Origin of the sequence: Thermoactinospora rubra (assembly GCF_002093975.1) — a bacterium.
GTDB classification, from domain to species: Bacteria; Actinomycetota; Actinomycetes; order Streptosporangiales; family Streptosporangiaceae; genus Nonomuraea; species Nonomuraea rubra_A.
Genome location: NZ_KZ084324.1, coordinates 384267 through 410397, shown reverse-complemented (window position 1 = coordinate 410397; position 26131 = coordinate 384267). Strand labels below are relative to the sequence as shown.

General features: G+C 72.0%; 25 protein-coding genes. 12 read left to right on the top strand and 13 right to left on the bottom strand.

The features are described from left to right. Window positions 1–75 precede the first annotated feature (75 nt). The 4 genes from BSB02_RS02095 to BSB02_RS02080 are packed head-to-tail and all read left to right on the top strand — an operon-like array spanning window position 76 to window position 4622. Entirely contained in the window at window positions 76–2169 is a 2094-nt protein-coding gene (locus BSB02_RS02095) for a molybdopterin oxidoreductase family protein (protein WP_084955947.1), read from the top strand. Between the two features lie 25 nt (window positions 2170–2194). After that, window positions 2195–2797 (top strand): HD domain-containing protein, encoded by a 603-nt coding sequence (locus tag BSB02_RS02090; RefSeq protein ID WP_240506105.1) that lies wholly within the window; start codon window positions 2195–2197, stop codon window positions 2795–2797. Between the two features lie 19 nt (window positions 2798–2816). Beyond that, complete coding sequence (locus tag BSB02_RS02085) at window positions 2817–3734, top strand: Rieske (2Fe-2S) protein (protein WP_084955944.1); 918 nt, start codon at window positions 2817–2819, stop codon at window positions 3732–3734. An 18-nt stretch (window positions 3735–3752) separates the two neighbouring features. Continuing rightward, a complete protein-coding gene (locus BSB02_RS02080; protein WP_084955942.1) occupies window positions 3753–4622 on the top strand; it encodes an NAD(P)H-binding protein in 870 nt (289 codons plus the stop codon). Window positions 4623–4629: 7 nt separating this feature from the next. Here the strand turns inward: BSB02_RS02080 and BSB02_RS02075 are convergent, their stop codons facing one another. Both BSB02_RS02075 and BSB02_RS02070 read right to left on the bottom strand, forming a co-directional pair. Further along, window positions 4630–4857, bottom strand: a complete 228-nt coding sequence (locus BSB02_RS02075; RefSeq protein ID WP_084955940.1) for a hypothetical protein — start codon at window positions 4855–4857, stop codon at window positions 4630–4632. A gap of 10 nt (window positions 4858–4867) precedes the next feature. Further along, window positions 4868–5626, bottom strand: a complete 759-nt coding sequence (locus BSB02_RS02070; protein WP_084955938.1) for a sulfite exporter TauE/SafE family protein — start codon at window positions 5624–5626, stop codon at window positions 4868–4870. 112 nt (window positions 5627–5738) lie between these two features. On the opposite strand from BSB02_RS02070, the gene BSB02_RS02065 reads away from it, so the two are divergent. Then, window positions 5739–6209 carry a VOC family protein gene (locus BSB02_RS02065; protein ID WP_084955936.1) on the top strand — a complete coding sequence of 157 codons (471 nt, stop codon included), beginning with the start codon at window positions 5739–5741 and terminating at the stop codon, window positions 6207–6209. A 40-nt stretch (window positions 6210–6249) separates the two neighbouring features. On the opposite strand, the gene BSB02_RS02060 is transcribed toward BSB02_RS02065, so the two are convergent. Further along, window positions 6250–7155, bottom strand: a complete 906-nt coding sequence (locus tag BSB02_RS02060) for an SPFH domain-containing protein (protein ID WP_084955934.1) — start codon at window positions 7153–7155, stop codon at window positions 6250–6252. Between the two features lie 103 nt (window positions 7156–7258). Next, the gene (locus BSB02_RS02055) at window positions 7259–8047 is read right to left on the bottom strand and encodes an ABC transporter ATP-binding protein (protein ID WP_084955932.1); all 789 of its coding nucleotides are present in this window, start codon (window positions 8045–8047) and stop codon (window positions 7259–7261) included. Between the two features lie 60 nt (window positions 8048–8107). On the opposite strand from BSB02_RS02055, the gene BSB02_RS02050 reads away from it, so the two are divergent. Next, complete coding sequence (locus BSB02_RS02050) at window positions 8108–8812, top strand: hypothetical protein (protein ID WP_084955930.1); 705 nt, start codon at window positions 8108–8110, stop codon at window positions 8810–8812. A 25-nt stretch (window positions 8813–8837) separates the two neighbouring features. Here BSB02_RS02050 and BSB02_RS42860 read toward each other — a convergent pair whose 3' ends face one another. Next, window positions 8838–11168 (bottom strand): serine/threonine-protein kinase, encoded by a 2331-nt coding sequence (locus BSB02_RS42860; RefSeq protein ID WP_084955928.1) that lies wholly within the window; start codon window positions 11166–11168, stop codon window positions 8838–8840. A 176-nt stretch (window positions 11169–11344) separates the two neighbouring features. Here BSB02_RS42860 and BSB02_RS02040 point away from each other — a divergent pair, with 176 nt between their 5' ends. Continuing rightward, window positions 11345–11986, top strand: coding sequence for a DUF11 domain-containing protein (locus BSB02_RS02040; RefSeq protein ID WP_084955926.1), 642 nt, complete (start codon window positions 11345–11347; stop codon window positions 11984–11986). A gap of 4 nt (window positions 11987–11990) precedes the next feature. Here BSB02_RS02040 and BSB02_RS02035 read toward each other — a convergent pair whose 3' ends face one another. Together BSB02_RS02035 and BSB02_RS02030 are read right to left on the bottom strand one after the other, a co-directional pair. Further along, window positions 11991–12608 (bottom strand): response regulator, encoded by a 618-nt coding sequence (locus tag BSB02_RS02035; protein ID WP_206184477.1) that lies wholly within the window; start codon window positions 12606–12608, stop codon window positions 11991–11993. Window positions 12609–12643: 35 nt separating this feature from the next. After that, entirely contained in the window at window positions 12644–13747 is a 1104-nt protein-coding gene (locus BSB02_RS02030; RefSeq protein WP_084956299.1) for a GAF domain-containing sensor histidine kinase, read from the bottom strand. A gap of 121 nt (window positions 13748–13868) precedes the next feature. Here BSB02_RS02030 and BSB02_RS02025 point away from each other — a divergent pair, with 121 nt between their 5' ends. From BSB02_RS02025 to BSB02_RS02015, 3 genes are all read left to right on the top strand, one after another. Then, window positions 13869–14561, top strand: a complete 693-nt coding sequence (locus BSB02_RS02025) for an SDR family NAD(P)-dependent oxidoreductase (RefSeq protein WP_084955922.1) — start codon at window positions 13869–13871, stop codon at window positions 14559–14561. Continuing rightward, the gene (locus BSB02_RS02020; RefSeq protein WP_240506104.1) at window positions 14558–15556 is read left to right on the top strand and encodes an S-adenosylmethionine:tRNA ribosyltransferase-isomerase; all 999 of its coding nucleotides are present in this window, start codon (window positions 14558–14560) and stop codon (window positions 15554–15556) included. The genes BSB02_RS02025 and BSB02_RS02020 overlap by 4 nt, the downstream gene beginning before the upstream one ends. Window positions 15557–15651: 95 nt before the next feature. Beyond that, complete coding sequence (locus BSB02_RS02015; protein WP_084955920.1) at window positions 15652–16176, top strand: hypothetical protein; 525 nt, start codon at window positions 15652–15654, stop codon at window positions 16174–16176. Between the two features lie 4 nt (window positions 16177–16180). Here BSB02_RS02015 and BSB02_RS02010 read toward each other — a convergent pair whose 3' ends face one another. Continuing rightward, the gene (locus BSB02_RS02010; RefSeq protein WP_084955918.1) at window positions 16181–17056 is read right to left on the bottom strand and encodes a lysophospholipid acyltransferase family protein; all 876 of its coding nucleotides are present in this window, start codon (window positions 17054–17056) and stop codon (window positions 16181–16183) included. Continuing rightward, on the bottom strand, window positions 17053–17736 hold the full coding sequence (locus BSB02_RS02005; protein ID WP_084955916.1) for a GNAT family N-acetyltransferase: 684 nt from the start codon (window positions 17734–17736) through the stop codon (window positions 17053–17055). Before BSB02_RS02005 ends, BSB02_RS02010 begins: the two co-directional genes overlap by 4 nt. Before the next feature lie 104 nt (window positions 17737–17840). Between BSB02_RS02005 and serB the strand changes: the two genes are divergently transcribed. Further along, a complete protein-coding gene (serB, locus tag BSB02_RS02000; RefSeq protein ID WP_084955914.1) occupies window positions 17841–19055 on the top strand; it encodes a phosphoserine phosphatase SerB in 1215 nt (404 codons plus the stop codon). 4 nt (window positions 19056–19059) lie between these two features. On the opposite strand, the gene BSB02_RS01995 is transcribed toward serB, so the two are convergent. From BSB02_RS01995 to BSB02_RS01980, 4 genes are all read right to left on the bottom strand, one after another. Continuing rightward, entirely contained in the window at window positions 19060–19527 is a 468-nt protein-coding gene (locus tag BSB02_RS01995) for a SixA phosphatase family protein (protein WP_240506103.1), read from the bottom strand. Window positions 19528–19684: 157 nt separating this feature from the next. Further along, entirely contained in the window at window positions 19685–21994 is a 2310-nt protein-coding gene (locus BSB02_RS01990; protein WP_084955911.1) for a sodium-translocating pyrophosphatase, read from the bottom strand. Between the two features lie 680 nt (window positions 21995–22674). Then, entirely contained in the window at window positions 22675–23106 is a 432-nt protein-coding gene (locus BSB02_RS01985; RefSeq protein ID WP_084955909.1) for an ATP-binding protein, read from the bottom strand. Window positions 23107–23108: 2 nt separating this feature from the next. Next, window positions 23109–23459, bottom strand: a complete 351-nt coding sequence (locus tag BSB02_RS01980; protein WP_084955907.1) for an STAS domain-containing protein — start codon at window positions 23457–23459, stop codon at window positions 23109–23111. Window positions 23460–23598: 139 nt separating this feature from the next. Here BSB02_RS01980 and BSB02_RS01975 point away from each other — a divergent pair, with 139 nt between their 5' ends. Further along, on the top strand, window positions 23599–26112 hold the full coding sequence (locus tag BSB02_RS01975; RefSeq protein WP_143590143.1) for a DEAD/DEAH box helicase: 2514 nt from the start codon (window positions 23599–23601) through the stop codon (window positions 26110–26112). Window positions 26113–26131: the final 19 nt, after the last annotated feature.

Below are 26131 nucleotides of genomic sequence, written 5' to 3'. Positions count from 1 at the left end.
CGCAGAGGCCCCGGGGCTTCCCCCAGCCCGCCATCCACGCCAAGATGAGTTCATCTTGCGAACCCAGGAGGGGCGATGACGACGACCGTGCACCGGACCTGCCCGCTCTGTGAGGCCGTCTGCGGCCTGACGCTGACGCTGGACGACGACGGCCGGGTCACCTCGGTCAGGGGCGACAAGGACGATCCGTTCAGCAGGGGATTCATCTGCCCCAAGGGCGCGAGCCTCGGCAGGCTGGACGAGGACCCCGACCGGCTGACCACGCCGCTCATCCGAGAGGGCGACACCTGGCGGGAGGCCGGCTGGGAGGAGGCCTTCCAGGTCGTCGAGCGGGCCTTCGCCCAGGTGACCGACCGGCAGCAGATCGCCGTCTACCTCGGCAACCCCAACGCCCACACCATGGCCGGAGCCCTGTACGCCGGACCGCTCATCAAGGCGATCGGCACCCGCAACGTCTACTCCGCCAGCACGGCCGACCAGATGCCCAAGCACGTGGCCAGCGGCCTGATGTTCGGCGACCCCCTCACGATCGCCGTGCCCGACCTGGACCGCACCGACTACCTGCTCATGCTCGGCGCGAACCCCATGGAGTCCAACGGCTCGCTGTGCACCGCACCGGACTTCCCCGGCCGCATCAAGGCGCTCAGGAGCCGCGGCGGCAGGCTCGTGGTCGTCGACCCGCGCCGCACCCGCACCGCCGAACGGGCCGACGAGCATCACTTCATCCGCCCCGGCACCGACGCCTACCTGCTGTTCGGCCTGGTCCACGTGGTGTTCGCCGAGGGCCTGACCAAGGTGGACCTCGACGTCAACGGCCTGGAGGAGGTCCGCGAGAAGGCCAAGCACTTCCCGCCCGACCTGGTGGCCCGCCGCACGGGCGTGCCCGCCGAGGTGATCGTACGGCTCGCCCGCGAGCTGGCCGCCGCGGAGCGGGCCGCCGTCTACGCCAGGATCGGCACCTGCACCCAGGAGTACGGCACGCTCGCCCAATGGCTGGTGGACGTGCTCAACGTGCTGACCGGCAACCTCGACCGGCCCGGCGGGGCGATGTTCCCGATGGCGGCCACCGAGTTCCGGCCGCGGCGCAAGCCGTACCGGACGGGCCGGTGGGCCAGCCGCGTCCGGGGCCTGCCGGAGGCCAACGGCGAGCTGCCCGTGGCGACCCTGGCCGACGAGATCGAGACGCCCGGCGAGGGCCAGGTCAGGATGCTCATCACGATCGCCGGCAACCCGGTGCTGTCGGCGCCGAACGGGACGCGGCTGGACCGGGCACTGCGGCGGCTGGACTTCATGGTGTCCGTCGACCCCTACCTCAACGAGACGACCAGGCACGCCCACGTCATCCTGCCGCCGCCGCGCGTGCTGCAGAGCGGCCACTTCGACTTCGCGCTGCTCGGCTTCGCCGTGCGGAACTACGCGCGCTACTCGCGGCCCGCGCTGCCGCTGGGCGACCGGCCGTCGGAGGCGGACATCCTGGTACGGCTGGCCAAGATCGCCTCGGGGCTCGACGGCGACCTGGACGAGTTCATCATCAGCCAGACGCCCGGGGCGGCCGGCCTGGAGCTGGAGGGCGAGACGGGCGCCGAGCGCCGGCTGGACATGATGCTCAAGCTCGGCCCGTACGGCCTGTCGCTGCGCGAGTTGCTGGACCACCCGCACGGCGTCGACCTGGGGCCGCTCCAGCCGCGGCTGCCCGGCATCCTCAAGACCGAGTCGGGCAAGGTGGAGCTGGCGCCGCCGCAGCTGCTCGCGGACGTCGATCGGCTGCTGGCCGGGCTGGAAGAGGAGCCGCCGGACATGGTCCTCATCGGGCGGCGGCACCTGCGCTCCAACAACAGCTGGATGCACAACGTGCCCACGCTGGTCGGCGGCAGCAACACCTGCACGCTGCAGATCAACCCGGCGGACGTGGCCAGGCTCGGGCTCGACGGCAGGGCCACGGTCACCTCGGCGACCGGGGAGCTGACCGTGGAGCTGGAGCCGACCGACGCGATCATGCCCGGCGTCGTCAGCCTGCCGCACGGCTGGGGCCACGCGGGCGGCCAGCGGGTGGCCGCCGCCCACGCGGGCGTCAACGCCAACGCGCTGACCGACGAGTCCATGATCGACGTATTGTCCGGCAACGCCGTGTTCAACGGGGTTCCCGTGAGGGTGCGCGCCACGTCCTGATCATCCTGCGGCTAAGGTGGCGCGCGTGAGAATCGCGCCGGAACAGGACCGCCTGCACGCCCAGATCGCCTTCGCCGTCGAGATCGACAAGCTGAAGCGGGTCATCCGCCGCAACAACCTCATGGACGACTCGCGGCGCGAGAACGACGCGGAGCATTCCTGGCACGTCGCGCTCCTGGCCATGGCGCTGGCCGAGCACGCCCCGCCCGGCACCGACATCCCGCGCGTCGTCGCCATGCTGCTGGTCCACGACCTGGTCGAGATCGACGCCGGGGACACCTTCATCTACGACCCGCTCGCGGTGGCGGCGCAGGCGGACGCCGAGCGCGCCGCCGCCGACCGGATCTTCGCCCTGCTCCCCGAGCCGCAGGGCTCGCAGCTGCGCGGGCTGTGGGAGGAGTTCGAGGACCGCGTCACGCCGGAGGCCCGCTTCGCCAAGGCTCTCGACCGGCTCGCCCCGATCCTGGCCAATCACCTCAACGACGGCGGGACCTGGCGGCTCCACTCGGTGAAGGCCCACCAGGTGCTGGAAAAGGTTGAGATCATTGAGCAGGGTTCGCCGTCACTTGGGGCCTATGCCAGGGAGTTGGTGCGGTTGTCCGTTATGCGGGGGCATCTTGCCGAGTGACGATGGGTAGGGTCATGGCGTGGAGGAGACAGTAAAGGCACCGCGACGGCACTTGCGGCGGCTCGTCGGACCGGTCGACCTCGCCGATCGGATCGAGCGGACCAAGGCGTTCGACGGGCCCGTCCGGGTGCTGGCGAAAGCCGTACGAGACAGGATCCGGCCGGGCCGGCTGCGCAACCTGCTGCACGGCGTGCCCACGGGCCACCCCTTGCATCCGGCGATGGCCTTCGTCCCCCTCGGCTGCTGGGCGTCGGCCACGCTGCTGGACTTCACCGACGTCGACCCGCGCGCCGCGCGTATCCTGCTGGCCGCGGGCGTGGGCAGCGCCGTCCCGACCGCGGCGGCCGGCCTCACCGACTGGTCCTCGCTCCACCGCGAGCAGCAGCGCGTCGGCTTCGTCCACATGCTGACGAACGTGACGGCGCTGGGGCTGTTCACGGCCTCGCTCCTGACCCGGGTGCGCGGCGGCAACGGCCGGCTGACCGCCCTGGCGGGGCTGGGCCTGGCGTCGATCGGCGGGTACCTCGGCGGGCACATGGCCTACCGGCAGGCGGCCGGGGCCAACCACGCCGAGCAGGTCGCGCACCTGGTGCCCCTCGGCTGGCACGACCTGTGCCCGCTGCGCGACCTGCCGGAGGGACGGCCGGTCGCCAGGCGGCTGGGCTACATCCAGCTGTTCGTGCTGCGCCAGGGCGACAGCGTGAGCGTGCTGGCCGACCGGTGCTCGCACCTGGCCGGGCCGCTGCACCAGGGCCGTGTGTCGGTCGTCGACGGCGAGGCGTGCGTCACCTGCCCGTGGCACGGCAGCACGTTCCGCCTGAGGGACGGCAAGGTCAAGCACGGGCCGGCGACCGCGCCCCAGCCGTGCTTCCAGACGCGGGTCCGCGGCGACGGCGTCATCCAGGTGCGCCCGGGAGTTGACCTCAACAAAGCTTGAGGTTCTAGCGTCGGTCGCATGATTCTCATCACCGGAGCGACCGGCAACGTCGGCAGGCACACCGTGACCTCGCTCGCCGAGGCGGGCATCCCCGTACGCGCCCTGGTGCGCGACCCGGCCAGGGCGGACTTCCCCGCCGGCGTCGAGGTGGTCACCGGGGACCTGACCGATCCCCCGAGCCTGGCACCGGCCCTCGACGGGGTCGAGGAGGTGTTCCTCATCTGGCCCGGGTTCGCGGCCTCGACGGCGGCGCAGGTCGTGGACCTGATCGCCCGGCACGCGCGCCGGATCGTCTACCTGTCGGCCAACCTGCGGCCCGGCTCGACGATGTTCCACGTGGAGGTGGAGCGGCTGATCCGGGGCGCGGGGCCGGCGTGGACGTTCCTGCGGCCCGGAGGGTTCGCGACCAACACGCTGGGATGGGCCCGGGAGATCCTGGACACCGGGACCGTGCGCTGGGTGTACGGCCAGGCGGCGCGGTCGCTGATCCACGAGGCGGACATCGCGGCCGTGGCGGCGCACGTGCTCACCTCGGCGGGGCACAACCATCAGGTGTACGTGCTGAGCGGGCCGGAGGCGCTGACCCAGGTGGAGCAGGTGCGCATCCTCGGTGAGGTGCTGGGGCGGCCGGCCCGCTGGGAGGAGATCGCGCCGGATGCGGTCGTCGAGCGGCTCACCGCCGCCTGGGGCGACGCCGAGCTGGCCAAGTCGTCGCTGGAGACGTGGGAGTCGTTCATCCACACGCCGGAGGAGGTCACCGACACGGTCGAGCGGCTGATCGGGCGGCGGGCCAGGACCTACCGGCAGTGGGCGATCGACCGCTTCGGCGGCTTCGGCGGCTTCGGCGGCTTCGGCGGCTTCGGCGGCCTCGGCGGCCTCGGCGGCTGAGATCCCGTCAGTCCCCCGTGCCGTCGGCGGGGTGCTCGACCAGGGCCAGGATGCGGTTGGACATGAACCGGGCCGTGCGGACCGGGCTGCCGTTGCGCGTGACCTCACTGACCTCGATGAGGTTGCGCCGGGTGGTCACCTCGACGCGACGGCCCGCCTTGGTCGCGCTGACCTCGTACGTGCGGGGGCTGCCCTCTCCCGCGTCAATGACGATCTCGACCCGGTCGCCCTTCATACCAAGATTTCTACCCGTACATCAGTTTGATAATCGCCACAATTCCGACACAAACGATGATCCCTCGCAGCAGCGGGGCCGGGATGCGCCGCCCCACCCTGGCCCCAAAGTACCCGCCGATCGTCGAGCCGACCGCCACGGCCGCCACCGCCCACCAGTTCACGCTCGCGATCACGAGGAACAGCACCGCGGCCGTGAAGTTCACCACCAGCGACAGCACGTTCTTGGCCGCGTTGATCCGCTGGATCCCCTCGTCCAGGAAGCTGCCGAGGATGCCGATGAGCAGCACCCCCTGCGCGGCCCCGAAGTATCCCCCGTAGACCCCCGCACCGAAGACGCCCAGCCACAGCCACGGCCCGCCATGCGGGTGCGCGTGCTCCCGCCGGGCCGCCATCCACCGGCTCAGCCACGGCTGGATGACCACCAGCACGCACGCCAGCCCGATGAGCACCGGCACGACGACGCGGAACACCCCCGGGTCGAGGACGATCAGCAGCCAGCCGCCCAGCAGCGATCCCAGCGCCGATCCCGCGGCCAGCCTGACCAGGCGCTCGCGCTGTCCCTCCAGCTCGCGGCGGTAGCCGTACGCGCCGCTGAAGGACCCCGGCACCAGCCCGATGTTGTTGGACACGTTCGCGACCACGGGCGGCAGCCCGATCGCCACCAGCGTCGGGAACGTGATGAGCGAGCCGGAGCCGACCACCGCGTTGATCGCGCCCGCGGCCACTCCCGCCGCGACCGCCAGCAGCGCGTCCCACACCTCGAGCATGGGCCCGAGCCTAGAGGGGACGTCTCCCCGGACCGGTGACGGGGTCGGCCGATGAGTTTCCGGGCCGCGCCGAGTCCGTATCCGTGACGGCCCGCACAGAAGGAGACCGATCATGCAGAAGATCAAGACTCATCTCTGGTTCGACAACCAGGCCGAGGAGGCCGCGCGGTTCTACACCTCCGTCTTCAAGAACTCCCGCATCGTCGAGGTCCAGCGCTTCGAGACCCCGGAAGGGCCCGTCCCCTCGTTCAAGATCGTCACCTTCGAGCTGGACGGGCAGGAGTTCATCGCGCTGGACGGCGGCCCGGAGTTCAAGTTCAACGAGGCGATCTCGCTGTACGTCGACTGCGAGGACCAGGCGGAGGTCGACGAGCTGTGGGCGAAGCTGACCGAGGGCGGCGGCGAGCCCGGGCCGTGCGGCTGGCTCAAGGACCGCTACGGCCTGTCCTGGCAGATCGTCCCGCGCCGGCTCGAGGAGCTGATCAGGGACCCCGACCCGGGCAGGGCCCAGCGCGCCATGAAGGCCATGCTGGCCATGAAGAAGATCGAGGTCGCGGAGCTCGAAGCCGCCGCCAACGGCTGACGGCCCGGCCGCCGGGCGGTGCGGGGGGCACGCCCGGCGGTCACTCCCGCTCGGTGAACAGGCCGAGGTTCTCCAGCGCCTTGCCCATCTCCGAGGGCACGATCCACACCTTGTTGGCCTCGCCCTTGGCGATCTCCGGCAGCGTCCGCAGGTACTGGTAGGCCAGCAGCCGCTGGTCGGGGTTGGCCTCCTGGACGGCGCGGAACACCAGCCCGATCGCGTCGGCCTGGCCCTTGGCGCGCATGGCCTCCGCCCGCGCCTCGGCCTGGGCGCGCACCACGACCGCCTCGGCCTCGCCCTCCGCCCGCAGGACCGCCGCCTTCTTCTCCCCCTCCGCGGCCAGGATCGCGGCCTGCCGCTCGCCCTGCGCGGCGGCGATGGCGGCCTGCTTGTCGCGCTCGGCCCGCATCTGCTTCTCCATCGCCTCCTGGATGGCCGCGGGCGGATCGACAGCCTTCAGCTCCACCCGCCTGATCCTGATGCCCCATCGCTGGGTGGTGTCGGCCAGCGCGGTGCGCAGCCGGGCGGCGATGTCCTCCCGGGAGCGCAGCGCGGTGTCGAGGTCCATCTCGCCGATCACGTTGCGCAGCGTCGTGGCGATGAGCTGCTCCATCGCCGCGACGTAGTTGGCGACCTCGTAGGTGGCCGCCCTGGCGTCGGTCACCTGGTAGAAGACGAGCGTGTCGACCGACACCAGCAGGTTGTCCGCCGTGGTGACCGGCTGGGGCGGGAACGGCTGGAGCATCTCCCGCATGTCCACGACGTCCCTGACCCGGTCGATGAACGGCACGACCAGGTTCATGCCGGGGGTCAGCGTGCGGTGGTAGGCGCCGAGCCGCTCCACCACGGCGGCGCTGCCGTGCCTGATGACGCGCAGGGAGCGGACCACGACGACGCCGATGGCGCCTGCCACGACCACGACTACGGCCAGCAGTTCGACGCCCATGGCCACGCTCCGGGGGGACAGAGGAGTCCGACCCCGGAAATGATATTCGGTCTTACCGCGAAGCGGCTGCCAACCGGGCGAACACGAGCTACTGCGCCGCCCTCTACTGGGCCCTGGCGTACCACCGGCCGTCGAGGCTGCGCTCCAGCCTGAGCGGCAGGCCGAAGGTGCGGGAGAGGTTGTCGGCGTTCATCACGTGCTCCAGCGGCCCCTGGGCGACGACCGAGCCGTGGCGCAGCAGCAGGCCGTGGGTGAAGCCGGCGGGGATCTCCTCCACGTGGTGGGTGACCAGCACCAGGGTGGGCGAGCGGTGGTCGGTGGCCAGCAGCGACAGCCGGCGCACCAGGTCCTCGCGCCCGCCGAGGTCCAGCCCGGCCGCGGGCTCGTCGAGGAGGAGCAGCTCGGGGTCGGGCATCAGCGCGCGGGCGATCTGCACGCGCTTGCGCTCGCCCTCCGACAGGGTGCCGAACCGGCGCCTGATCAGGTGCGCGGCGCCCATCATGTCGATCAGCTCGACGGCCCGGGTGACGTCGTCGGAGTCGTACTCCTCCGAATACCGGCCGAGGATCGCGTAGGAGGCGGTCAGCACCAGGTCGATGACCTTCTCCTCCGGCGGGATCCGCTCGGCCAGCGCGGCGCTCGACAGGCCGATGCGGGGCCGCAGGTCGAACACGTCCGCCTGGCCCAGCCGTTCGCCGAGCACCTCCACCACGCCCTCGCTGGGATACAGCAACGTGGCCGCCACCTGCAGCAGCGTGGTCTTGCCCGCGCCGTTGGGCCCGATCACCACCCAGCGCTCGTCCTCGTTGACCGTCCAGTCGACGCCGCGCAGCAGGGCCGCTCCGTCGCGCCTCACGGCCACGTCCTCGAGGCGCAGCACCTGACCACCCATCCCCGATTCCTCCCTGGCTCAAGCGTCTGGGACAAACCTATCGCCGCATATCGTGGATGCGTGCACCCCGAAACGCCCGTATCAGCCGTGCTCGTCGCCTGGGGGAACGCCTGGCTGGCCGGACACGTCGGCCTGGACGAGGCGGCCGACCGGATCGAGCAGGTCGCGGGGCCCGTCGTGGTCGACGGCGTGCCGTTGCGGTCGAGCCTGGCCGACATGCGCCTGAAGGGGCTGGGCGAGCTACGGCTGGCGCTGCCCGCGCCGGGGGATCCGCTAGGGCTGTCGGGGCCGCCGCCGTTCAACGCGGCCGCCATCGACGCCGGGGAGGCGGCGATAGCCGTCCTGCCGCAGGGGAACCTGGGGCTGGTGCCGTTCCCGGACGTGCGGGGGTCGTCCTACAGCGGGGTGGGGTTCGCGGTCCACCAGGCCGGGCCCGCGCGGGCGGACCTGCCCAGCGTCCGCGAGGCCGAGCGGGAGCTGGCGGCCGTCATGCGGGCGGCGACCGAGGCGCTCGACGGGGTGGGCGGGCCGGGCGGGGCCTGGCCGTCGCGGCTGCCGGACGGGGAGCTGGCGCCCGGGTACCCGGCCAGGGCGCACCGGCTGCAGGCGCTGGCGGCGCGGCTCGCGGCGGCCCTGCGGCTGGCCGGCCGGCGCGGGCTCACGGCGGGCGAGCTCGCCGCCCGCGACGTGGCCCTGCGTGAGCTCGACCGGGCCGTACGGCGTGCCCAGGTGGCCTGCCATCACGGGATCCTGGAGGAACGCTAGGAGCCGGCTTCGTCCTGGCGGAACGCTAGGAACCGGCTGCCGATCGCGGGCGCAGGTCCCAGAACTTGATCTGCTTGTCCCCGCCCGCCGACACCACGACGGGCTCGCCCTCCACGCTCGCCACCGTCACCGCGTAGACCGCCGACTTGGGCGCGCGCAGGGGCGGGCCCATCGGCTCGCGGTCGCGGACGTCCCACAGCCGGACGGTGCCGTCGGTCCCGCCCGACACCAGCATCGGCACGTCGTCCACGGTGGTGAAGGCGAGCGAGTAGACGATCTTCTTGTGGCCCTTGAGCGGCTCGCCGATCGCCTTGCCGGTCTTGGCGTCCCACAGCCGGACCGTGCTGTCCTTGCCGCCCGAGGCGATCACCGCCCGGCCGTCGACCTCGCCGACCGCGACCGCGTAGACGCCCTTCTTGTGGCCCTTGAACGTCTTGCCGTACGGCCGGCGCTTGGCCAGATCCCACGCCCGCAGGGTCTTGTCCTCGCCGGCCGACACCACGATCGTCTTGTCGCCCACCTCGCCGACGGCGAGCCAGTTCAGCTCGCCGCGGTGCACCCGGATGCCGGAGCCGAGCTGCTTGCGCTTCTTCAGGTCCCAGAACCGCAGGTAGCCGTTGGCGTCGCCGCTGACCCCGATCCACTTGCCGCCCGCCTTGCCGGCGGCGACGGCGAACACCGAGTCGCCGTGGTAGCCCAGCACCTTGCCCTTGCGGCTCTTGAGGTCCCATAGCCGGACGGTGCCGTCCCGGCCGCCCGACAGCGCCGCCGGCGAGTCGCCCATGGTGAAGGCCGCCACCGCGTACACCTCGCGCCGGTGGCCCGTGAGCTTGGCCACCTGGGAGCGCTTGGCCATGTCCCAGACGCGCAGCGTGCCGTCCTGGCTGCCGGAGACCAGCAGCGGCTTGCCGCCGGCCGTCGCGCCGGAGATCGACTGGACCGCCTTGCCGTGTCCCTTGAGCGGCTTGCCGTCCTGGTCGCCTAGTTCCAGGTCCATGGCGGGCTCCTGGACCGGCGCGATCTGCGGCGTCACGGTCACCGTGGACGACGGTGTGGGCGTGGGGCTCGGCGTGGAGGTGGCCGAGCTGGTGGCGCTCGCCGCGGACACCTCGCCGCCGCGGGCGAACATCCTCGGCGCCAGCACCAGCACCGTGGCGGCCAGCAGCAGGGCCACGGTCAGCGCGCCGCCGACCAGCAGGGCCCGGCGCCTGCGCGCCGCCGCGTCCTCGCCCTTCGTCTCGTGGGAGGACGCCTCGCGGAAGAAGGCGTCGTTGTCGCTCCCGCCGGGCTGCCCCGCCGGAGCGGGGGGCGTGCCGTACGGCGCGGCGGGCGAGGGCGAGGCGGGCGGCGGCGCGTACGGCCCGGCGGGCGGTCGCGGCACGGCCGGGTACTCACCGGAGGGGCTGGCCCAGCCGGTCGGCGCGGGCTGGGCGGGAGGCATGGGCTGGACGGCGGGCACGGGCTGGGCGGGGGACGCCTCCTCGGCGGCGAGCCGGCGGCCGGTGGTCATCGCCACGTCTGAGTCCACCGAGTCCACCGGCGCCGCGCCCTGGTTCTCCAGCAGCGCGAACAGCGTGTCGGCGGCCGAGGGCCGCTCTTCGGCCCGCTTGCTGAGGCAGGCTCCCACGATGGGCCGCAGGTTGTCGGGGAGCGCCGACAGGTCGGGCTCCTCGTTCATCACCCGGTAGATGACCGCCGGGATGCTGTCCTGGCCGAAGGCGGGCCGGCCGGTGGCCGCGAAGATCATGGTCAGCGCCCAGGCGAACATGTCGCTGGCCGGGCCGACCCGCTCGCCGGAGATCTGCTCGGGCGACATGTAGGCGGGCGTGCCGACCACGCCGCTGCTGATGGTCCTGGCGGAGTCCAGCGCCCTGGCGATGCCGAAGTCGATGACCCGGGGGCCGTCCGAGCCGAGCAGGACGTTGCTGGGCTTGAAGTCGCGGTGGACGATGCCGGCCCGGTGGATGGCGGCCAGCGCGGTGACGGTGCCGACCGCCAGGCGGTACAGCGCGCCGCCCTGGCGCGGGCCCTCGGTCTGCACGACCCGCTGGAGCGAGACGCCCTCGACCAGCTCGCTCACGATGTAGGGCAGGTCGCCTTCCATGTTGGCGTCGAGCACCTGCGCGGTGCAGAACTGCGCGACCCGCCGCGCCGCGGCCACCTCGCGCATGAACCGTTCCACGTCGATGCCGGGCCCGTCGAGCCTCGCGGTGAGCAGCTTGATCGCTACAAGCTCGCCGTCGGGCCCCTCCGCCTTGAAGACGATGCCCTGCGCTCCCTTGCCGAGCCTGCCCAGCAGCCGGTACGGGCCGAGGGCGGCTGGATCTCCCGGTTGCAAGGGATGCGTCTCCGGCACCTAAGTTCCCCCTCCCCGGTGAACGCCCCTCGAAAAGCGTGGCGGCTGCGCGCATCGGTGTGCAAGCGACACCGCATCACGATCATTTATCGCTTTTTGCGAAACCTTTGCTCAAGGGGATCGGCGCCCCCAGAATCGGGGATCGCCAGCACGCTCCACGGGGAGTTTGATCACTTATGCGCAAGACCATCGGCGCGCTCGTCGGCGCGGCTCTCGCCGCCGCCCCGGTCGCCCTCGCCGCCCCGGCGGCGGCGACCCCCCAGACCACGCAGACGGCGGCGGTCGTGGCCAAGCCGTTCTCGAACTTCAAGATCTCGGTCAAGGCCACCAAGGCCACCAAGCGCGGCGGCAAGATCACCTACCGCATCCGCGCCACGAACAAGGGTCCCTACGAGGCCGACTACTACTGGATCGGCGGCATCCTGCCGACCGGCGTCAAGAACCGCCTCTACTGGTGGGGGCCGAAGGGCACGAAGTGCGAGTGGGAGCGCCGGCAGTTCTGGTGCTGGGGCCCCTACGCCCTGGAGGTCGGCAAGACCGACTGGCTCGACATCCAGGTGACGCTGGAGAAGGGCACCAAGGGCACGGCCACGGCGAAGCTCGGCGTGATCGCCTACGACATGCCCACCGGCGCCGACCAGCTCAGCATGGACGAGCTGGAGCGCATCGGCATCGACGGCTGGCAGTGGCTCAAGACCGCCAAGACCAAGATCGTCTGGCCGAAGCCCAACCGCCCGTACGTGCCGCCGCCCGTCGACACCTACGTGCCGCCGAAGCAGCCGCCCAAGCAGCAGACCAACAGCAAGAAGGACACCTGACGGATCACGCCAGGCCGTTGCGCACCGCGTACAGCGCGGCCTGGGTGCGGTCCTGCACGCCCAGCTTCATCAGCACGTTCGACACGTGCGTCTTGACGGTCTTCTCCGCCACGGCCAGCGAGCGGGCGATCTCGCGGTTGGACCGCCCGGCGGCGATCAGCCTGAGCACCTCGCGCTCCCTCTCGGTGAGGGGCGCGGGGCTCGGCGGCGCCGCCGGGCCGTTGCCCAGCATCGCCTCGGCCGCCTCCGGCGCGAGCAGCACCTGCCCCCCGTGGACGGCCCGTACGGCCTGCACCAGCGCCGCCGGGTCGATGTCCTTGTAGAGGAAGCCGGCCGCGCCCGCCCGCATGGCGGGCCCCACGTCGGCCGGATCGCTCACCGAGGTCAGCACGACGACCCGCACCGGCGAGCCGGCGAGCCTGGCCAGCGCGCCCAGCCCGTCGAGCCTCGGCATCTTCAGGTCCAGCAGCAGCACGTCGGGCCGCAGCCGTCCGGCCAGCTCGACGGCCTCCTCGCCGTCGCCCGCCTCGCCGACGACGGCGATGTCGTCCTGGAGGTCGAGGAAGGTCCGCAGGCCCTGGCGGACGACGGGATGGTCGTCGGCGATCAGCACCTTGATCATGCCGCTGTGGCCATCGGTCCGCCCGGTAAGCTCGTTCATGGCACCTCCATGCGAACCGTCGTCCCGCCGCCGGACGTCACGGTCAGCGTCCCGCCCACCGATTCCGCCCGCTCCCGCATCGACACCAGGCCGAGCCCCCGCGTCTGCGTCTCGTTCAGGCCGCTTCCGTCGTCTCGCACCACGAGGACCAGCCTGCCGTCCTCGCGCGCCAGCCGTACCCGGACCAGGCTCGCGCCCGAGTGGCGCAGGGCGTTGTGCAGCGCCTCCTGGGCCACCCGCAGCACCGCCACCTCCACCGCGGAGTCCAGCTCGGGCAGCTCGTCGCCCTCGAACTCCACGCGGGCGGGATGCAGCCGGTCCAGCAGCTTGACGTGCTTGCGCAGCGTCTCGCCGAGCCCGTGGCGGTCCAGCTCGGCCGGGCGCAGCTCCACGATGACCGCGCGCAGCTCGGCCAGCGCCTCGCCGGCCAGCCGTTGCACGCGCTCCAGCTCGGCGGCGGCCTTCTCCGGGGCGCTGGGCAGCAGCGTGGCCGCCGCCTGCGCGGTGAGCCGCAGCGAGAACAGCTTCTGGGTGACCGCGTCGTGCAGCTCGCGCGCCACCCGGTTGCGCTCCTCCAGCATCGCCAGCTCGCGTCCCCGCTCGTAGAGGCGGGCATTGGTGATCGCGATGGCCGCGTGGGCGGCGAACAGCGTCAGCAGGTCCTGGTCGGCCTCGGTGAAGCCGCCGGGGGTGCGCTTGTTGGACAGGAAGATGATGCCGATCACGTGGTCGGCGTCCTTGATGGGGACGCCGAGGAAGTCCTTGATGACCGGGTGGGCCTTGGGCCACCACTCGAAGCGGGGGTCCTTGCGCAGGTCCGGCAGGCGCACCGGGACCCCCTCGCGCAGCATCACGCCGAGCATGCCGTGCTGGCGCGGCAGCGGCCCGATCGCCTCCCACTGCTTGTCGGTGAGCCCCTCGGCGACGAACTCGGCGAAGGACCCGTCGTCGTCGGGCACGCCCAGCGCGGCGTAGCGGGCGTCGAGCAGGCGTTGCGCGGAGCGGACGATGACCTGCAGCACCTCGCGCACCGACAGGTGGCGGGTGACGGCCAGCACGGCCGAGCTGACGGCGTGCAGGATCGCCTCGCGGTCTTCCACGACCACACCCTAAAAGACCGCGCCCTGGAAGACCGCACCCCAAGACCTAGGTCCAAGGGCTGGACGCGGGCGGGACCCGGGCCCGATGTGCGGCGGGCGCGGCGTTCCTAGCGTCGAAGGCATGACGAATCCCGCACAGAACGCCCCACAGAACACCGTACAGAACACCGCACTGATCACCGGAGCCTCCCGCGGACTCGGCCTGGCCCTGGCCAGATCGCTGGCGGGCGCGGGATGGCGGCTGGTCCTCAACGCGCGCGGGCCCGACGACCTGCGCAGGGCGGCCGACGAGCTCGGCGCGGAGGCGATCGCCGGGGACGTCGCCGACCCGGCCGTCCGCGACCGGCTGGCGCGTGCCGTACCCGAGCTGGACCTGCTGGTCAACAACGCCGGCGGGCTCGGCGCGACGCCGTTGCCGCGCCTGGCCGATTACCCGCTGGAGACCTTCCGCGCGCTGCTGGAGACCAACGTGACCGCGCCGCTGGCGCTCATCCAGGCCACCCTGCCCGCGTTGCGGGCGCGGCGGGGGGCGATCGTCAACGTCACCTCCGACGCGGCGACCGGCGCCTACGAGGGCTGGGGCGGCTACGGCGCCACCAAGGCCGCGCTGGAGCAGCTGTCCAACGTGCTGGCCGCCGAGGAGCCCGACGTGGCCGTCTGGTGGGTGGATCCCGGCGAGATGAACACCCGCATGCTGGCCGAGGCGGTGGGCGCCGAGGAGGCCGCGGGCGCGGCCGACCCGGCGAAGGTCGCCGCCACGCTGCACGACCTGGTGACGAGCCGCCCCGCGAGCGGGCGGGTGAGCCTGCAATGACCGCCCCCGCGATGACCGCCCTCGCCGACTTCGCGCTGCCGGACGCGCTGTCGGCGCACGAGCCGCCCGAGGCCAGGGGGCTGCGGCGGGACGGGGTCCGCCTGCTCGTCTCGCGCGGCACCTCGGTCGCCCACCACCGTTTCTCCGACCTGCCGCGCCTGCTGGAGCCGGGCGACCTGCTCGTGGTGAACAACTCGGCGACCCTGCCCGCGGCGATCCGGCTCGACCGGATGGCCGTCCACTTCTCCACCGCGCAGGACGACGGCTCGTGGCTGGTGGAGCTGCGCCGCCGTACCCCCAGGGGCAGCGAGCCGTACGGCGGGGCCGCGCCGGGCGAGTGGCTGCCGCTGCCGGGCCGGGCCACGCTGCGCCTGGTCGAGCGGGTCACGCCCCGGCTGTGGCGCGCGGTGCTGGACCGGGAGGTGGAGCCCTACCTGCGGCGGTACGGCGTGCCGATCCGCTACTCCTACGTGGAGCGCGACTGGCCGCTGGAGGCCTACCAGACGGTCTTCGCCACCGTGCCGGGCAGCGCCGAGATGCCCAGCGCGGGCCGGCCGTTCACTCCCGAGCTGGTCGCCGCGCTCGTCTCAGCCGGGGTGGCCATCGCCCCCATCACCCTGCACACGGGGGTGGCCTCGCCCGAGAAGGACGAGCCGCCCTACGCCGAGCGGTTCTCCGTCCCGGAGACGACGGCGAGGCTGGTGCGCCTCACCCGCGAGGCGGGCGGCCGGGTCGTCGCGGTGGGGACGACGGTGGTGCGGGCGCTGGAGACCGGAAAGCCGTCGGGATGGACCACGCACGTCGTCACGCCGGAGACGGGAGTGCGGTTCGTGGACGGACTGATCACCGGTCTGCACGAGCCGCGGTCCAGCCACCTGCAGATGCTCGCGGCGATAGCGGGCGAGGAAGCGCTTGTCCGGGCGTATGGGGAGGCGCTGCGCGAGGGCTACCTGTGGCACGAGTTCGGCGACTCCCATCTGATCCTCCGAAAGTAGGTTTACTTCCTTTTGACCTTCGTGATAGGAAAAGCCGACATTTACGGGGGCTCATCAGGATGTCCTCGCTCTCCCCTTCCTCACGGAGACGTTGTATGCGCAACACACTCACCAAGATCGGGGCGCTGGTGCTCGGCGGCGTCCTGCTCTTCTCCGCGGCTCCCGCGCAGGCGACCACGGCCGACGACCCGTACTCCGTCATGGACGTCGTCATCAAGGCGCCCAAGAAGGTCAAGGCCGGCGGCAAGATCCACTACGAGATCTCCGCCGTGAACACCGGCCCGCACGTGGCCGACTACTACTTCCTGGGCGGCAAGCTGCCCAAGGGCATCGTGGACCGGCTCTACTGGGACGGGCCCAAGGGCACGAAGTGCGAGTGGGACGACAGCGGCTTCTGGTGCTGGGGCGACTGGGTGCTGAAGAAGGGCCACGAGGACTGGCTGGAGATCGACGTCCGGCTGAAGAAGTCCACCAAGGGCACGGCCGTCGCGCAGCTCGGCGCGCTCGTCTACGACATCCCCACCGGGATGGAGAACCTCAGCAAGGAGGAGGTCGACCGGCTCGGCGGCTTCGACGTGTGGTTCTACGGCAAGAAGGTGAAGACCAAGATCGTCCGCTAGGCGGTCAGGCGGCCGGGGCGCCCGCCGTACGGCGGGGCAGCGGGGGTTCCGGCCGGCCGCCGATGGACAGGACCCCGGTGATGGACAAGATGGCGGCCTCGGCCACCCGGGTCAGCCGCCTCCTGTCCCCCGCGGTGACCGGCGGCAGCACGGTCACCTCCACCACCAGCCCGCGCACCGCGACGATGCGCAGCACCGAGGCGGCCAGCGAGTCGTCGCCCACGTAGGCCGGTGCCGTCGAGCCGGCCTTGCCGTTCTCGCGGTAGCACAGCGCCACCGGACGCACCGGCGTCTCGGCGTCCAGCGCCGCCTGGAAGACCGCCGGGCGGAAGCGGCCCGCTCCCCTGCCGCACCACGTGGTCCCCTCCGGGAAGGCCGCGACGCTCCGCCCCGACCGCAGCGCGTCCGCGATCTCGGCCACCGCGCCCGGCAGCGCGCGCAGCGAACCCCGGTCGATGAGGATCGCCCCGGCCGCCCTGACCAGCGTCCCCACCAGCGGCCAGCGCGCGACCTCGCGCTTGGCGAGCGGCGTGGCCGGCAGCGCCGCGGCGACCACGAGCGGATCGAGCCAGGACACGTGGTTGGCGACGACCAGCGCCGCCCCGGCCGCGGGGACCGCGCGTGGCGAGCCCGCCCCGCCGTACACCGCGAAGCCCCGCCGTACCTCCATCCGCACGCCCAGGGCGCGCAGCAGCGCCCGGCACCACCACCGCGCGACCCCGGCCCTCCCTCGCGCGAAGGGGACGGCCGCCAGGCCGGCCAGCACCACGGCGGCCAGGGCCAGCAGCCGCAGCGCCCGCAGCCACCACGGCGCCGCCGCGGCCGGCGGCGCCACGCACGCCGACGGCGTGCAGGGGGAGACGGGAAACCACGGGCTCACCGGTCCCCCAGGAAGTGGCGCAGGTAGCGGTGGTTCACCCGCGACATCGACAGCAGCACGAGGAAGTCGGCGGTGTCGAAGGCCGGGTCGTAGGCGGGCGGCCCGCACACCCACGCGCCCAGCCGCAGGTAGCCGCGCAGCAGCGGGGGCAGCACGAAGTCGCGGCGGCGCGGCAGGCCGAGGTCCGGCCAGGGCAACAGCGGCTTGACGCGGTACTGCTCCGGCCCCAGCGGCACCCGGTCGACCACGTCGCCCGCGTCGGCGACCGGCACCGAGCAGCAGCCCACCAGCCAGGCGTGGCCGCCCTCCACCATGTACCGGGCGATCTCCGCCCACATCAGCCCGATCACCGTGCCGTTGCGGTGCTCCGGATGGACGCAGGACCGGCCCGCCTCCACCAGCCGGCCCCTGATCCCGGCCAGAGGGGCGAGGTCGAACTCGGTCTCGGAGTACAGCCGGTCGCAGCGGCCGGGCGGTAGCAGCCGGTAGGTGCCCACCACCTGGTCGCCGTCGCGGACGAGCAGGTGGTCGCAGTAGGCGTCGAAGCGGTCGGCGTCGAGCCCGCTCACGGCCGAGTCCAGCCGGGCGCCGAGCTCGCCGGCGAAGACCTGGTAGCGGAGACGTCGGGCGGCCTGGAGATCGGCTGCGCCGGTGGCCAGGCCGACGGTGTAGCGCGACATGCTCCCATGAACGCAGGCGCCGGTATCCGCAACCCTGCGCTCATGCGTCCGAATGATGAACCTCGTGCGCGACCACGCCGCCCAGCCCAGTAGCGTGACACGATGTGGACCAGCGAACGCTCCTGATCACGCTCACCGGCCCCGACCGGCCGGGTGTCACCTCGCGGCTCTTCGCCGTCCTGTCCGCCTTCCCCGTGACCGTCGCCGACATCGAGCAGGTCGTCATCCGCGGCCGGCTCACGCTCGGCGTGCTGGTGGCCTACGCCGGCGGCCCGCCGACCGGCACGGGCAGCACGCTCGGAGCCCTGTGGACCGCCGTCGAGCAGGTGGCCGAGGACCTGGGCCTGGAGGTGGAGCTGTCCACGAGCTCGCAGACCAAGGAGAAGCGCCGCCGCGGCCGCCTGTCGGTGAGCGTGCTGGGCCAGACCCTGCACCCGGCCGCCATCGCCGGGATCGCCGGGCGCATCGCCGCCGCGGGCGCCAACATCGACCGCATCGAGCGCCTCGCGCAGTGGCCGGTGACCTGCATCGAGCTGTCGGTCTCCGGCGCCGACCCCGACGCGCTGCGGGTGGAACTGGCCGAGGAGGCCGCCGCGCTGCAGGTCGACGTGGCCGTCCAGCGCACCGGCCTGTCACGCCGGGCCAAGCGCCTCATCGTCATGGACGTCGACTCCACGCTCATCCAGGGCGAGGTCATCGAGCTGCTCGCGGCCCACGCCGGCTGCCTGGACGAGGTCGCCCGGGTCACCGAGGCGGCCATGCGCGGCGAGCTCGACTTCGCCGAGTCGCTGCGCCGCCGGGTCGCGCTGCTGGAGGGCCTGTCGGCCGAGGTGTTCGACAAGGTGCGCCGCGAGGTCGCGCTCACCCCGGGCGCCCGCACGCTGGTGCGGACGCTCAAGCGGCTGGACTACAAGTTCGCGATCGTCAGCGGCGGCTTCACCCAGATCACCGACGGCCTGGTCGAGGAGCTGGGCATCGACTACTCCGCGGCCAACGTGCTGGAGGTCGTCGACGGCCGGCTGACGGGCAGGGTCGTCGGCGAGATCGTCGACCGGCCCGGCAAGGCCAGGGCCCTGGAGCGCTTCGCCCGCGAAGCCGGCATCCCCATCAGCCAGACGGTGGCCATCGGCGACGGCGCCAACGACCTCGACATGATCGCCGCCGCCGGGCTGGGCATCGCCTTCAACGCCAAGCCCGTGGTGCGGCAGGCCGCCGACACCGCGGTCAACACGCCCTATCTCGACTCGATCCTCTACCTGCTGGGCATCTCCCGCGACGAGATCGAGGCGGCCGACGCCGAGGACGACCTGGCCACCTGACCGGTCAGCCCCAGCCGGGCGCGTCCTCCTTGGGATCCCACCGGGCCACCAGCCTGGCGTCCTCCGGCCACAGCTGCGCCCACGTCGAGCCGACCTCGAACACCGCGAACGCCCCCGGCCGCATGTGGTCGCCGCCCGCCAGCTGCTCGATCGCGGGGTTGTGCCCGCACAGCACGAGCGTCGACACCTCCTCGCCGGTCCGGCGCACGACGTCGAGCAGGTCCTCGGGGTCGGCCTCGTAGATCTCGCGCTCGAAGCCGATCTCGGCGCCGGGGAAGGCCAGCTCCGCCGTACGGCGGGTGCGGACGCTCGGCGAGCTGAGTACCAGGTCGGGATTCAGCCCCCGCGCGCGCAACTCCTCGCCCGCCCGCCGCGCGTCGCGCTCGCCCCGGCCGGTCAGCGGGCGTTCGCGGTCGGCCAGCCCCAGCACGTGCGCGGCCTTGGCGTGCCGCAGCAGGATCAGCCTGCGCACCTCACCCTCCATTGGACGCCCAGATGGCCAACGCCGCGATCACGGCCAGGATCGCCAGCATCGTCAGGAGGATGAGGGCCAGCGTCTTCCCGCCGGACGGCCGCTGCTCGTTCATCNCGGGGGCGGGGGGCCGTACGGGTCAGCCTGCCGTGAGTCGTCAGGAGGCGACGGGCGCCTTCTCCCTGTCGTCGCTCGGCAGGATCGAGACGTGCCGCCGCTTGGAGGCGATGATCGCGGCCACGACCACGGCCACCGCCACGACCGGGACGCCGACGCGGAGCAGCATGTTGTCGGCGGCCAGCACCACCGCGGGGGCGACCAGCAGGGCGACCAGGTTCATCACCTTGATCAGCGGGTTGATGGCCGGACCGGCGGTGTCCTTGAACGGGTCGCCGACGGTGTCGCCGATGACGGTCGCGGCGTGGGCCTCGGAACCCTTGCCGCCGTGGTGGCCGTCCTCGACCAGCTTCTTGGCGTTGTCCCAGGCGCCGCCGGAGTTGGCCAGGAAGACCGCCATCAGCGTGCCCGCGGCGATCGCGCCGCCCAGGAAGGCGCCCAGCGGCGCGTACCCCAGGGCGAAGCCGACCGCGATCGGCGTCATGACCGCCAGCAGGCCGGGCGTGGCCAGCTCGCGCAGCGAGTCGCGGGTGCAGATGTCCACGACCCTGCCGTACTCGGGCTTGTCGGTGCCCTCCATGATGCCGGGCTTGCTGCGGAACTGGTCGCGCACCTCGAAGACCACGCGCATGGCGGCGCGGCCCACGGCCATGATCGCCAGGCCGGAGAACAGGAACACCACCGCGGCGCCGATGACGAGGCCGACGAGCACGTTCGGCTGGTCGATGCCGAGCGTGAAGGTGCTGAACGCGCCCAGAGCCTCCTTGACCGACGCGCTGGCCGCCGCGAGCTCCAGCTCCACGGCGGTGCGGAACGCGCCGAACAGCGCCGTGGCCGCGAGCACCGCGGTCGCGATCGCGATGCCCTTGGTGATCGCCTTGGTGGTGTTGCCGACCGCGTCCAGGCTGGTGAGCACCTGGGCGCCCTCGCCCTCGACGTCGCCGGACATCTCGGCGATGCCCTGGGCGTTGTCGGAGACCGGGCCGAAGGTGTCCATGGACACGATGACGCCGACCGTGGTCAGCAGGCCGGTGCCGGCGAGCGCCACGGCGAACAGCGCGATCGTCACGTTGCCGAAGCCCAGCAGGAACGCGCCGTAGACGGCGGCGCCGATGACCAGCGCCGAGTACACCGCCGACTCCAGGCCGACGCTGATGCCGGACAGGATCACGGTCGCCGGACCGGTCAGCGAGCTCTCGCCGATCTCCTTCACGGGACGGCGGGTGGTCTCGGTGAAGTAGCCGGTGAGCAGCTGGATCGCGCTGGCCAGCACCAGGCCGATCAGCACCGCGCCGATCGCGATGATCCGCGGGTCGGCGGTGGACTGCACGGCCGAGCCGGTCAGGCCGGAGAAGCTGCTCGGCAGGTAGGCGAACGCGGCGATCGTGACGAGCACCGCGGAGATCGCGGCCGAGATGAAGAAGCTCCGGTTGATGGCGGCCATGCCGTTGCGGTCGCGGTCGCGCATGCCGGTGATGAAGATGCCGATGATGGCGGTCAGCACGCCGATCATCGGGACGATCAGCGGGAAGATCAGGCCCTGCTCGCCGAAGGCGACCTTGCCCAGGATCAGGCTGGCGACCAGCATGACCGCGTAGGACTCGAACAGGTCGGCCGCCATACCGGCGCAGTCGCCGACGTTGTCGCCCACGTTGTCGGCAATCGTCGCCGGGTTGCGCGGGTCGTCCTCGGGGATGCCCTGCTCGACCTTGCCGACCAGGTCGGCGCCGACGTCGGCGGCCTTGGTGAAGATGCCGCCGCCGACACGCATGAACATGGCCAGCAGCGCCGCGCCGAAGCCGAAGCCCTCCAGCACGCCCGGCGCGTCACCCCGGTACAGCAGCACGACGACCGCGGCGCCCAGCAGGCCCAGGCCCACGGTGAACATGCCCGCCACGCCGCCGGTGCGGAAGGCGATGCGCATGGCCCGCTTCTCGCCGCTGGTCCGGGCCGCCGCCGCCACGCGCAGGTTCCCGCGTACGGCCAGCCACATGCCCATGAAGCCGGTCAGGGCGGAGAACAGCGCGCCGACCACGAAGAAGATCGACCGGCCGATGCGCACGTCCCACTCGCCCGGCAGCAGGAGCAGCAGGAACGGGATGACGACGACGAAGATCGCGAGTGTCTTGAACTGCCGGCTGAGGTACGCCGCCGCGCCCTCCTGCACAGCGCGTGCGATGTTCTGCATCCGCTCGGTGCCCTGGTCCGCCTTCAGCACCTCGCGCACCAGACCGCCCGCGACGGCGAGTGCGATGAGCGCCACGGCGGCGACCACGACCACGATCGTGAGATTGCTACCGCTCAGATTGAGCGTTGAAACTGGCTCGGCGGCCAGATACTGCCTAGACATCGTCCTCCTCGGCAAGACGGGTACGTCCTGCCCGGATGGCGACGCGATAATCGGCGGGCTCTGCGGCAGCCATCCGGGTTATGGGCAGCCGCTTCCGGTTGAGTCCGCAGCATGGCGTCGGATCACCTTGGCCGGTGCCGGGAGTCTACGCAGCAGTTCAACGGATATGAAGGCTCTTTCGACGGCCAATTGTGCGCGTGTCCAGTAACCCCCAGGGAGTGGGCTGGTTTGGGTTGATTACTCTCTGATTAAGGTCATGACTCAAAGCTGTAAGGTCCCGACCGAAACTCCGGAGCAATGACCGCCAGAACTGAGGGCGACAAACCCCAGAACCTCAGACAACGATCCCCGGAGCCCGGGGCAATGACCCCCGGGACTCCGGGTGACGCCCGCCGGGGCACGCCGCCGTGATCGCTTGGGCCGCGCCTCGGAGCGGCAATCGGGGAGCGCCCTTGGCGCCTCGCCGACGTACTGACGGGAGCCCATGGGCGTCTCTGACGTACTGCCCAGGAAGGCCCTTGGCCCGTGGTCTGGGGCAGAGCCCGGTAGCGCCCCTGGGAGAGCGCCTCGGGGCGGCGCCCCGAGCGCGCCACCGGGAGGCCGGACGGCTCAGCCTGGGCAGCGTAGGCCGACGGCTGAGCCTGGACAGCTTGGAGCGGACGGCGGAGGGCGCGGAGGGCTCAGGCCGGCGCCTGCCCGTTCGCGGACGCGGGCCAGCTCATCCGGATCCGCATCCCCTTCGGGCTCGGCACCACCTCGACGTCGTCGGCCAGGCCCGCGATGACCGCGATGCCGAAGCCCTGCGTGAAGGAGTCCGACAGCGTCCCGAGGTCGACGGGATGGTCCTGCTCGTGCTCGTCACTGGGGGCGAGGTCGCTGACGGTGACCTCGAAACGACCTGAGTCGTCGCGCAGCTCGATGCGGATGGGCTCTCCCGGGCAGTGGACGCGGTGCGCCTCGACGGCCCGGGAGCAGGCCTCTCCGACGGCGAGCCTGACCTCGTCCAGCAGCGACTCCTCGACACCGGTGCGGCGGGCGATGGCCGTCGCGACCAGACGTGCGGTCCGCACGTGCGCCGGAAGCGCGCTGAACGTGAGCTCGACGGTTGCCATGACTACTTGTCTCGGCCGTGAGCTTCCTTGGCCTCGTCGACGGAAGCGTAGATCCCGAAGACCTTCGTCAGACCGGTGATCCGGAAGATCTTGAGGATGCGCTCCTGCGTGCAGACAAGCTCGAGGGAGCCGTCGTGAGCGCGGACTCGCTTGAGCCCGCCGACCAGGACGCCGAGGCCGGTGGAGTCGAGGAAGTCGACCTTCTCCATGTTGACCAGGAGGTGGAAGTTGCCCTTGTTGACCAGGTCGATCAGCAGCTCACGCAACCTCGGCGCGGTGTAGACATCGATCTCACCCTCGACTTCCACGATGGTGAGTCGATCGTCCTGGTGGTGATCCAACTTCAGATCCACAGATCCTCCAGCGCCTCGCCTGCGAAGTACTCTCTTGAGGCCGGGCAGTCCTGCCTGCCCGACCCCGACGCGCGGCATTCAACCACGGGTCTTGCTTACGTCTATACGAAATCACGATTCCCGGCGACTTTGCCCATGGATGCCAGACTGGAAACCAGTGACTTCCTCGACTTCCTCCCCACGGCGAGCCGGTCCACTCCTCGAGCACCTGCTCGCGGTCCCCGCACGTCATGAGCGCGTCACCCATGTGGAGCATGTTCCCGCACGTCGAGCCGGTCAAGTGGGGTGGCCGGACTGGACCCCGGAACTGCTGGTTACGCGCTTGGCGAACCACGGCGTCACCGGTTTGTGGCCACACCAGTATGAGGCGGCGGACCTCGCACACCGTGGCCGAAACGTGATCATCTCCACAGGGACCGCCTCCGGCAAGTCCCTGGCGTATCTCACACCGGCGGTCGCCGCGATCATGGGCGGCGGGACGATCCTTTACCTCACGCCCACCAAAGCCTTGGCCGCCGACCAGCTGCGCGCCGTACGGGAGCTGCGGATCGCGCAGGTACGGCCGGCGACCTTCGACGGCGACACACCGTTCGAGGAGCGCGCGTGGGTGCGGCAGCACGCCAACTACGTCCTGACGAATCCGGACATGCTGCATCGCGGCATCCTTCCGCGCCACTCGCAATGGTCGTCCTTCTTCCGCCGCCTCCGCATGGTGATCGTCGACGAGTGCCACGGGTACCGCGGCGTCTTCGGCTCCCACGTCGCCCAGATCCTGCGCCGCCTGCGGCGCGTCTGCGCCCGCTACGGCGCCTCCCCGGTCTTCTTCCTCGCCTCGGCCACCGCGAGCGACCCAGGCGTCGCTGGAGCGCGTCTGACGGGGCTCGAGATGGACGAGGTGACCTCCGACGCTTCGCCCAGGGGCGCGACCACCTTCGCGCTCTGGGAGCCGCCGCTGACGGACCTGCGGGGCGAGGGCGGGGCCCCGGTCCGCCGCACCGCCACCGCCGAGGCCGCCGACCTCCTGGCCGACCTGGTGCTGGCGAACGTCCGCACGCTGGCGTTCGTCCGCTCCCGGCGGGGCGCCGAGATCGTCGCCCTGTCCGCCCGCTCCAAGCTCGCCGACGTCGCCCTCTCCCTGGCGGGTACGGCCGAGCCGCACCGCGATCCGGACACGGCTTCGCCGTACGCCGTCTTCGGTACGGCCCAGCCGTACCCTCGCGAAGGCGACGAGGAGGCGGCGGACGGGGAGCACTACGCGGACCTGCCGAACAGGGACGGAGAGGACTACGCGGACCTGCCCAACAGGGACGGAGAGCACTACGCGGACCTGCCGAACAAGGTCGCCGCCTACCGCGCGGGATACCTCGCCGAGGACCGCCGCCTGCTGGAGAAGGCCCTGCGCGAGGGATCGATCATGGGCTTGGCCACCACCAACGCCCTGGAGCTGGGCGTGGACGTCTCCGGCCTGGACGCCGTGCTCATCGCGGGCTGGCCGGGCACCCGCGCGTCCCTGTGGCAGCAGGCGGGACGGGCGGGACGGGAAGGGCAGGACGCGCTCGCCGTCCTCATCGCCAGGGACGACCCGCTGGACACCTACCTCGTGCACCATCCCGAAGCGCTCTTCGGCCGGCCGGTCGAGGCGATCGTGCTGGACCCGGACAACCCCTACGTCCTGGGACCGCACCTGTGCGCCGCCGCGGCGGAGATCCCGCTCACCGAGGCCGACCTGCCGATCTTCGGGGAGACCACCGCAGACGTCCTGGACGAGCTCGTCGCGCGTGGGCTGCTGCGCAGGCGGCCCGCGGGCTGGTACTGGACGCAGCGGGAGCGCGCGACCGACCTCGCCGACATCCGGGGCTCGGGAAGCGCGCCGGTGCAGGTCGTGGAGGCCGGGACCGGCCGCCTGCTCGGCACGGTCGACGAGCCGTCGGCGCACACGACCGTGCACGAGGGAGCCGTCTACCTGCACCAGGGCGAGACGTTCCTGGTGGAGGAGCTGGACCTGGACGCCGGGGTGGCGCTGGTGAGCGCCGCCACGCCGGACTACTCCACGTTCGCCCGCGACATCACCGACATCTGCATCATCTCCACCCTGCGATCCCACGACCTCGGCGCCGCGCGCCTGCACTTCGGGGAGGTCGAGGTGACGCGGCAGGTCGTCTCCTACCTCAAGCGCCGCACGCAGACCGGCGAGATGCTGGGCGACGAGCCGCTGGACCTGCCGCCGCGCACATTGCGGACGCGGGCCGTGTGGTGGACGGTTCCGGCGCCGGAGGTGGCCGCGCTGGCCGAGGCGGGCTTCGACCTCGGCGGATCCGCGCACGCCGCCGAACACGCCTCGATCGGCCTGCTGCCGCTGTTCGCGACGTGCGACAGGTGGGACATCGGCGGCGTGTCCACCGAGCTCCACCCGGACACGGGGCTGCTCACCGTGTTCGTCTACGACGGGCACGAGGGCGGCGCGGGGTTCGCCGAGCGCGGGTACGCCAGGGCGAGGGACTGGCTCACGGCCACCCGGGAGGCGATCGCGTCGTGCGAGTGCGAACGGGGATGCCCGTCGTGCATCCAGTCGCCCAAGTGCGGCAACGGCAACGAGCCGCTGGACAAGGCGGGCGCGATCCGGCTGCTGGACACGGTGCTGTCAGGGACGTAGACCGGCTTCGCACTGCCCG

Excerpts from the sequence above, each read along its gene's own strand:
- BSB02_RS02070 (WP_084955938.1), bottom strand. The coding sequence starts at position 5,626 with ATGCTCGAGGTGTGGGACGCGCTGCTGGCGGTCGCGGCGGGAGTGGCC.
- BSB02_RS02015 (WP_084955920.1), top strand. The coding sequence starts at position 15,652 with ATGCGCAACACACTCACCAAGATCGGGGCGCTGGTGCTCGGCGGCGTC.
- BSB02_RS02040 (WP_084955926.1), top strand. The coding sequence starts at position 11,345 with ATGCGCAAGACCATCGGCGCGCTCGTCGGCGCGGCTCTCGCCGCCGCC.
- BSB02_RS02055 (WP_084955932.1), bottom strand. The coding sequence starts at position 8,047 with ATGGGTGGTCAGGTGCTGCGCCTCGAGGACGTGGCCGTGAGGCGCGAC.
- BSB02_RS02095 (WP_084955947.1), top strand. The coding sequence starts at position 76 with ATGACGACGACCGTGCACCGGACCTGCCCGCTCTGTGAGGCCGTCTGC.
- BSB02_RS02005 (WP_084955916.1), bottom strand. The coding sequence starts at position 17,736 with ATGTCGCGCTACACCGTCGGCCTGGCCACCGGCGCAGCCGATCTCCAG.
- BSB02_RS02025 (WP_084955922.1), top strand. The coding sequence starts at position 13,869 with ATGACGAATCCCGCACAGAACGCCCCACAGAACACCGTACAGAACACC.
- BSB02_RS02075 (WP_084955940.1), bottom strand. The coding sequence starts at position 4,857 with ATGAAGGGCGACCGGGTCGAGATCGTCATTGACGCGGGAGAGGGCAGC.
- BSB02_RS02020 (WP_240506104.1), top strand. The coding sequence starts at position 14,558 with ATGACCGCCCCCGCGATGACCGCCCTCGCCGACTTCGCGCTGCCGGAC.
- BSB02_RS01985 (WP_084955909.1), bottom strand. The coding sequence starts at position 23,106 with ATGGCAACCGTCGAGCTCACGTTCAGCGCGCTTCCGGCGCACGTGCGG.
- BSB02_RS02080 (WP_084955942.1), top strand. The coding sequence starts at position 3,753 with ATGATTCTCATCACCGGAGCGACCGGCAACGTCGGCAGGCACACCGTG.
- BSB02_RS02035 (WP_206184477.1), bottom strand. The coding sequence starts at position 12,608 with ATGATCAAGGTGCTGATCGCCGACGACCATCCCGTCGTCCGCCAGGGC.
- BSB02_RS01975 (WP_143590143.1), top strand. The coding sequence starts at position 23,599 with ATGCCAGACTGGAAACCAGTGACTTCCTCGACTTCCTCCCCACGGCGA.
- BSB02_RS02060 (WP_084955934.1), bottom strand. The coding sequence starts at position 7,155 with ATGGGCGTCGAACTGCTGGCCGTAGTCGTGGTCGTGGCAGGCGCCATC.
- BSB02_RS01990 (WP_084955911.1), bottom strand. The coding sequence starts at position 21,994 with ATGTCTAGGCAGTATCTGGCCGCCGAGCCAGTTTCAACGCTCAATCTG.
- BSB02_RS02065 (WP_084955936.1), top strand. The coding sequence starts at position 5,739 with ATGCAGAAGATCAAGACTCATCTCTGGTTCGACAACCAGGCCGAGGAG.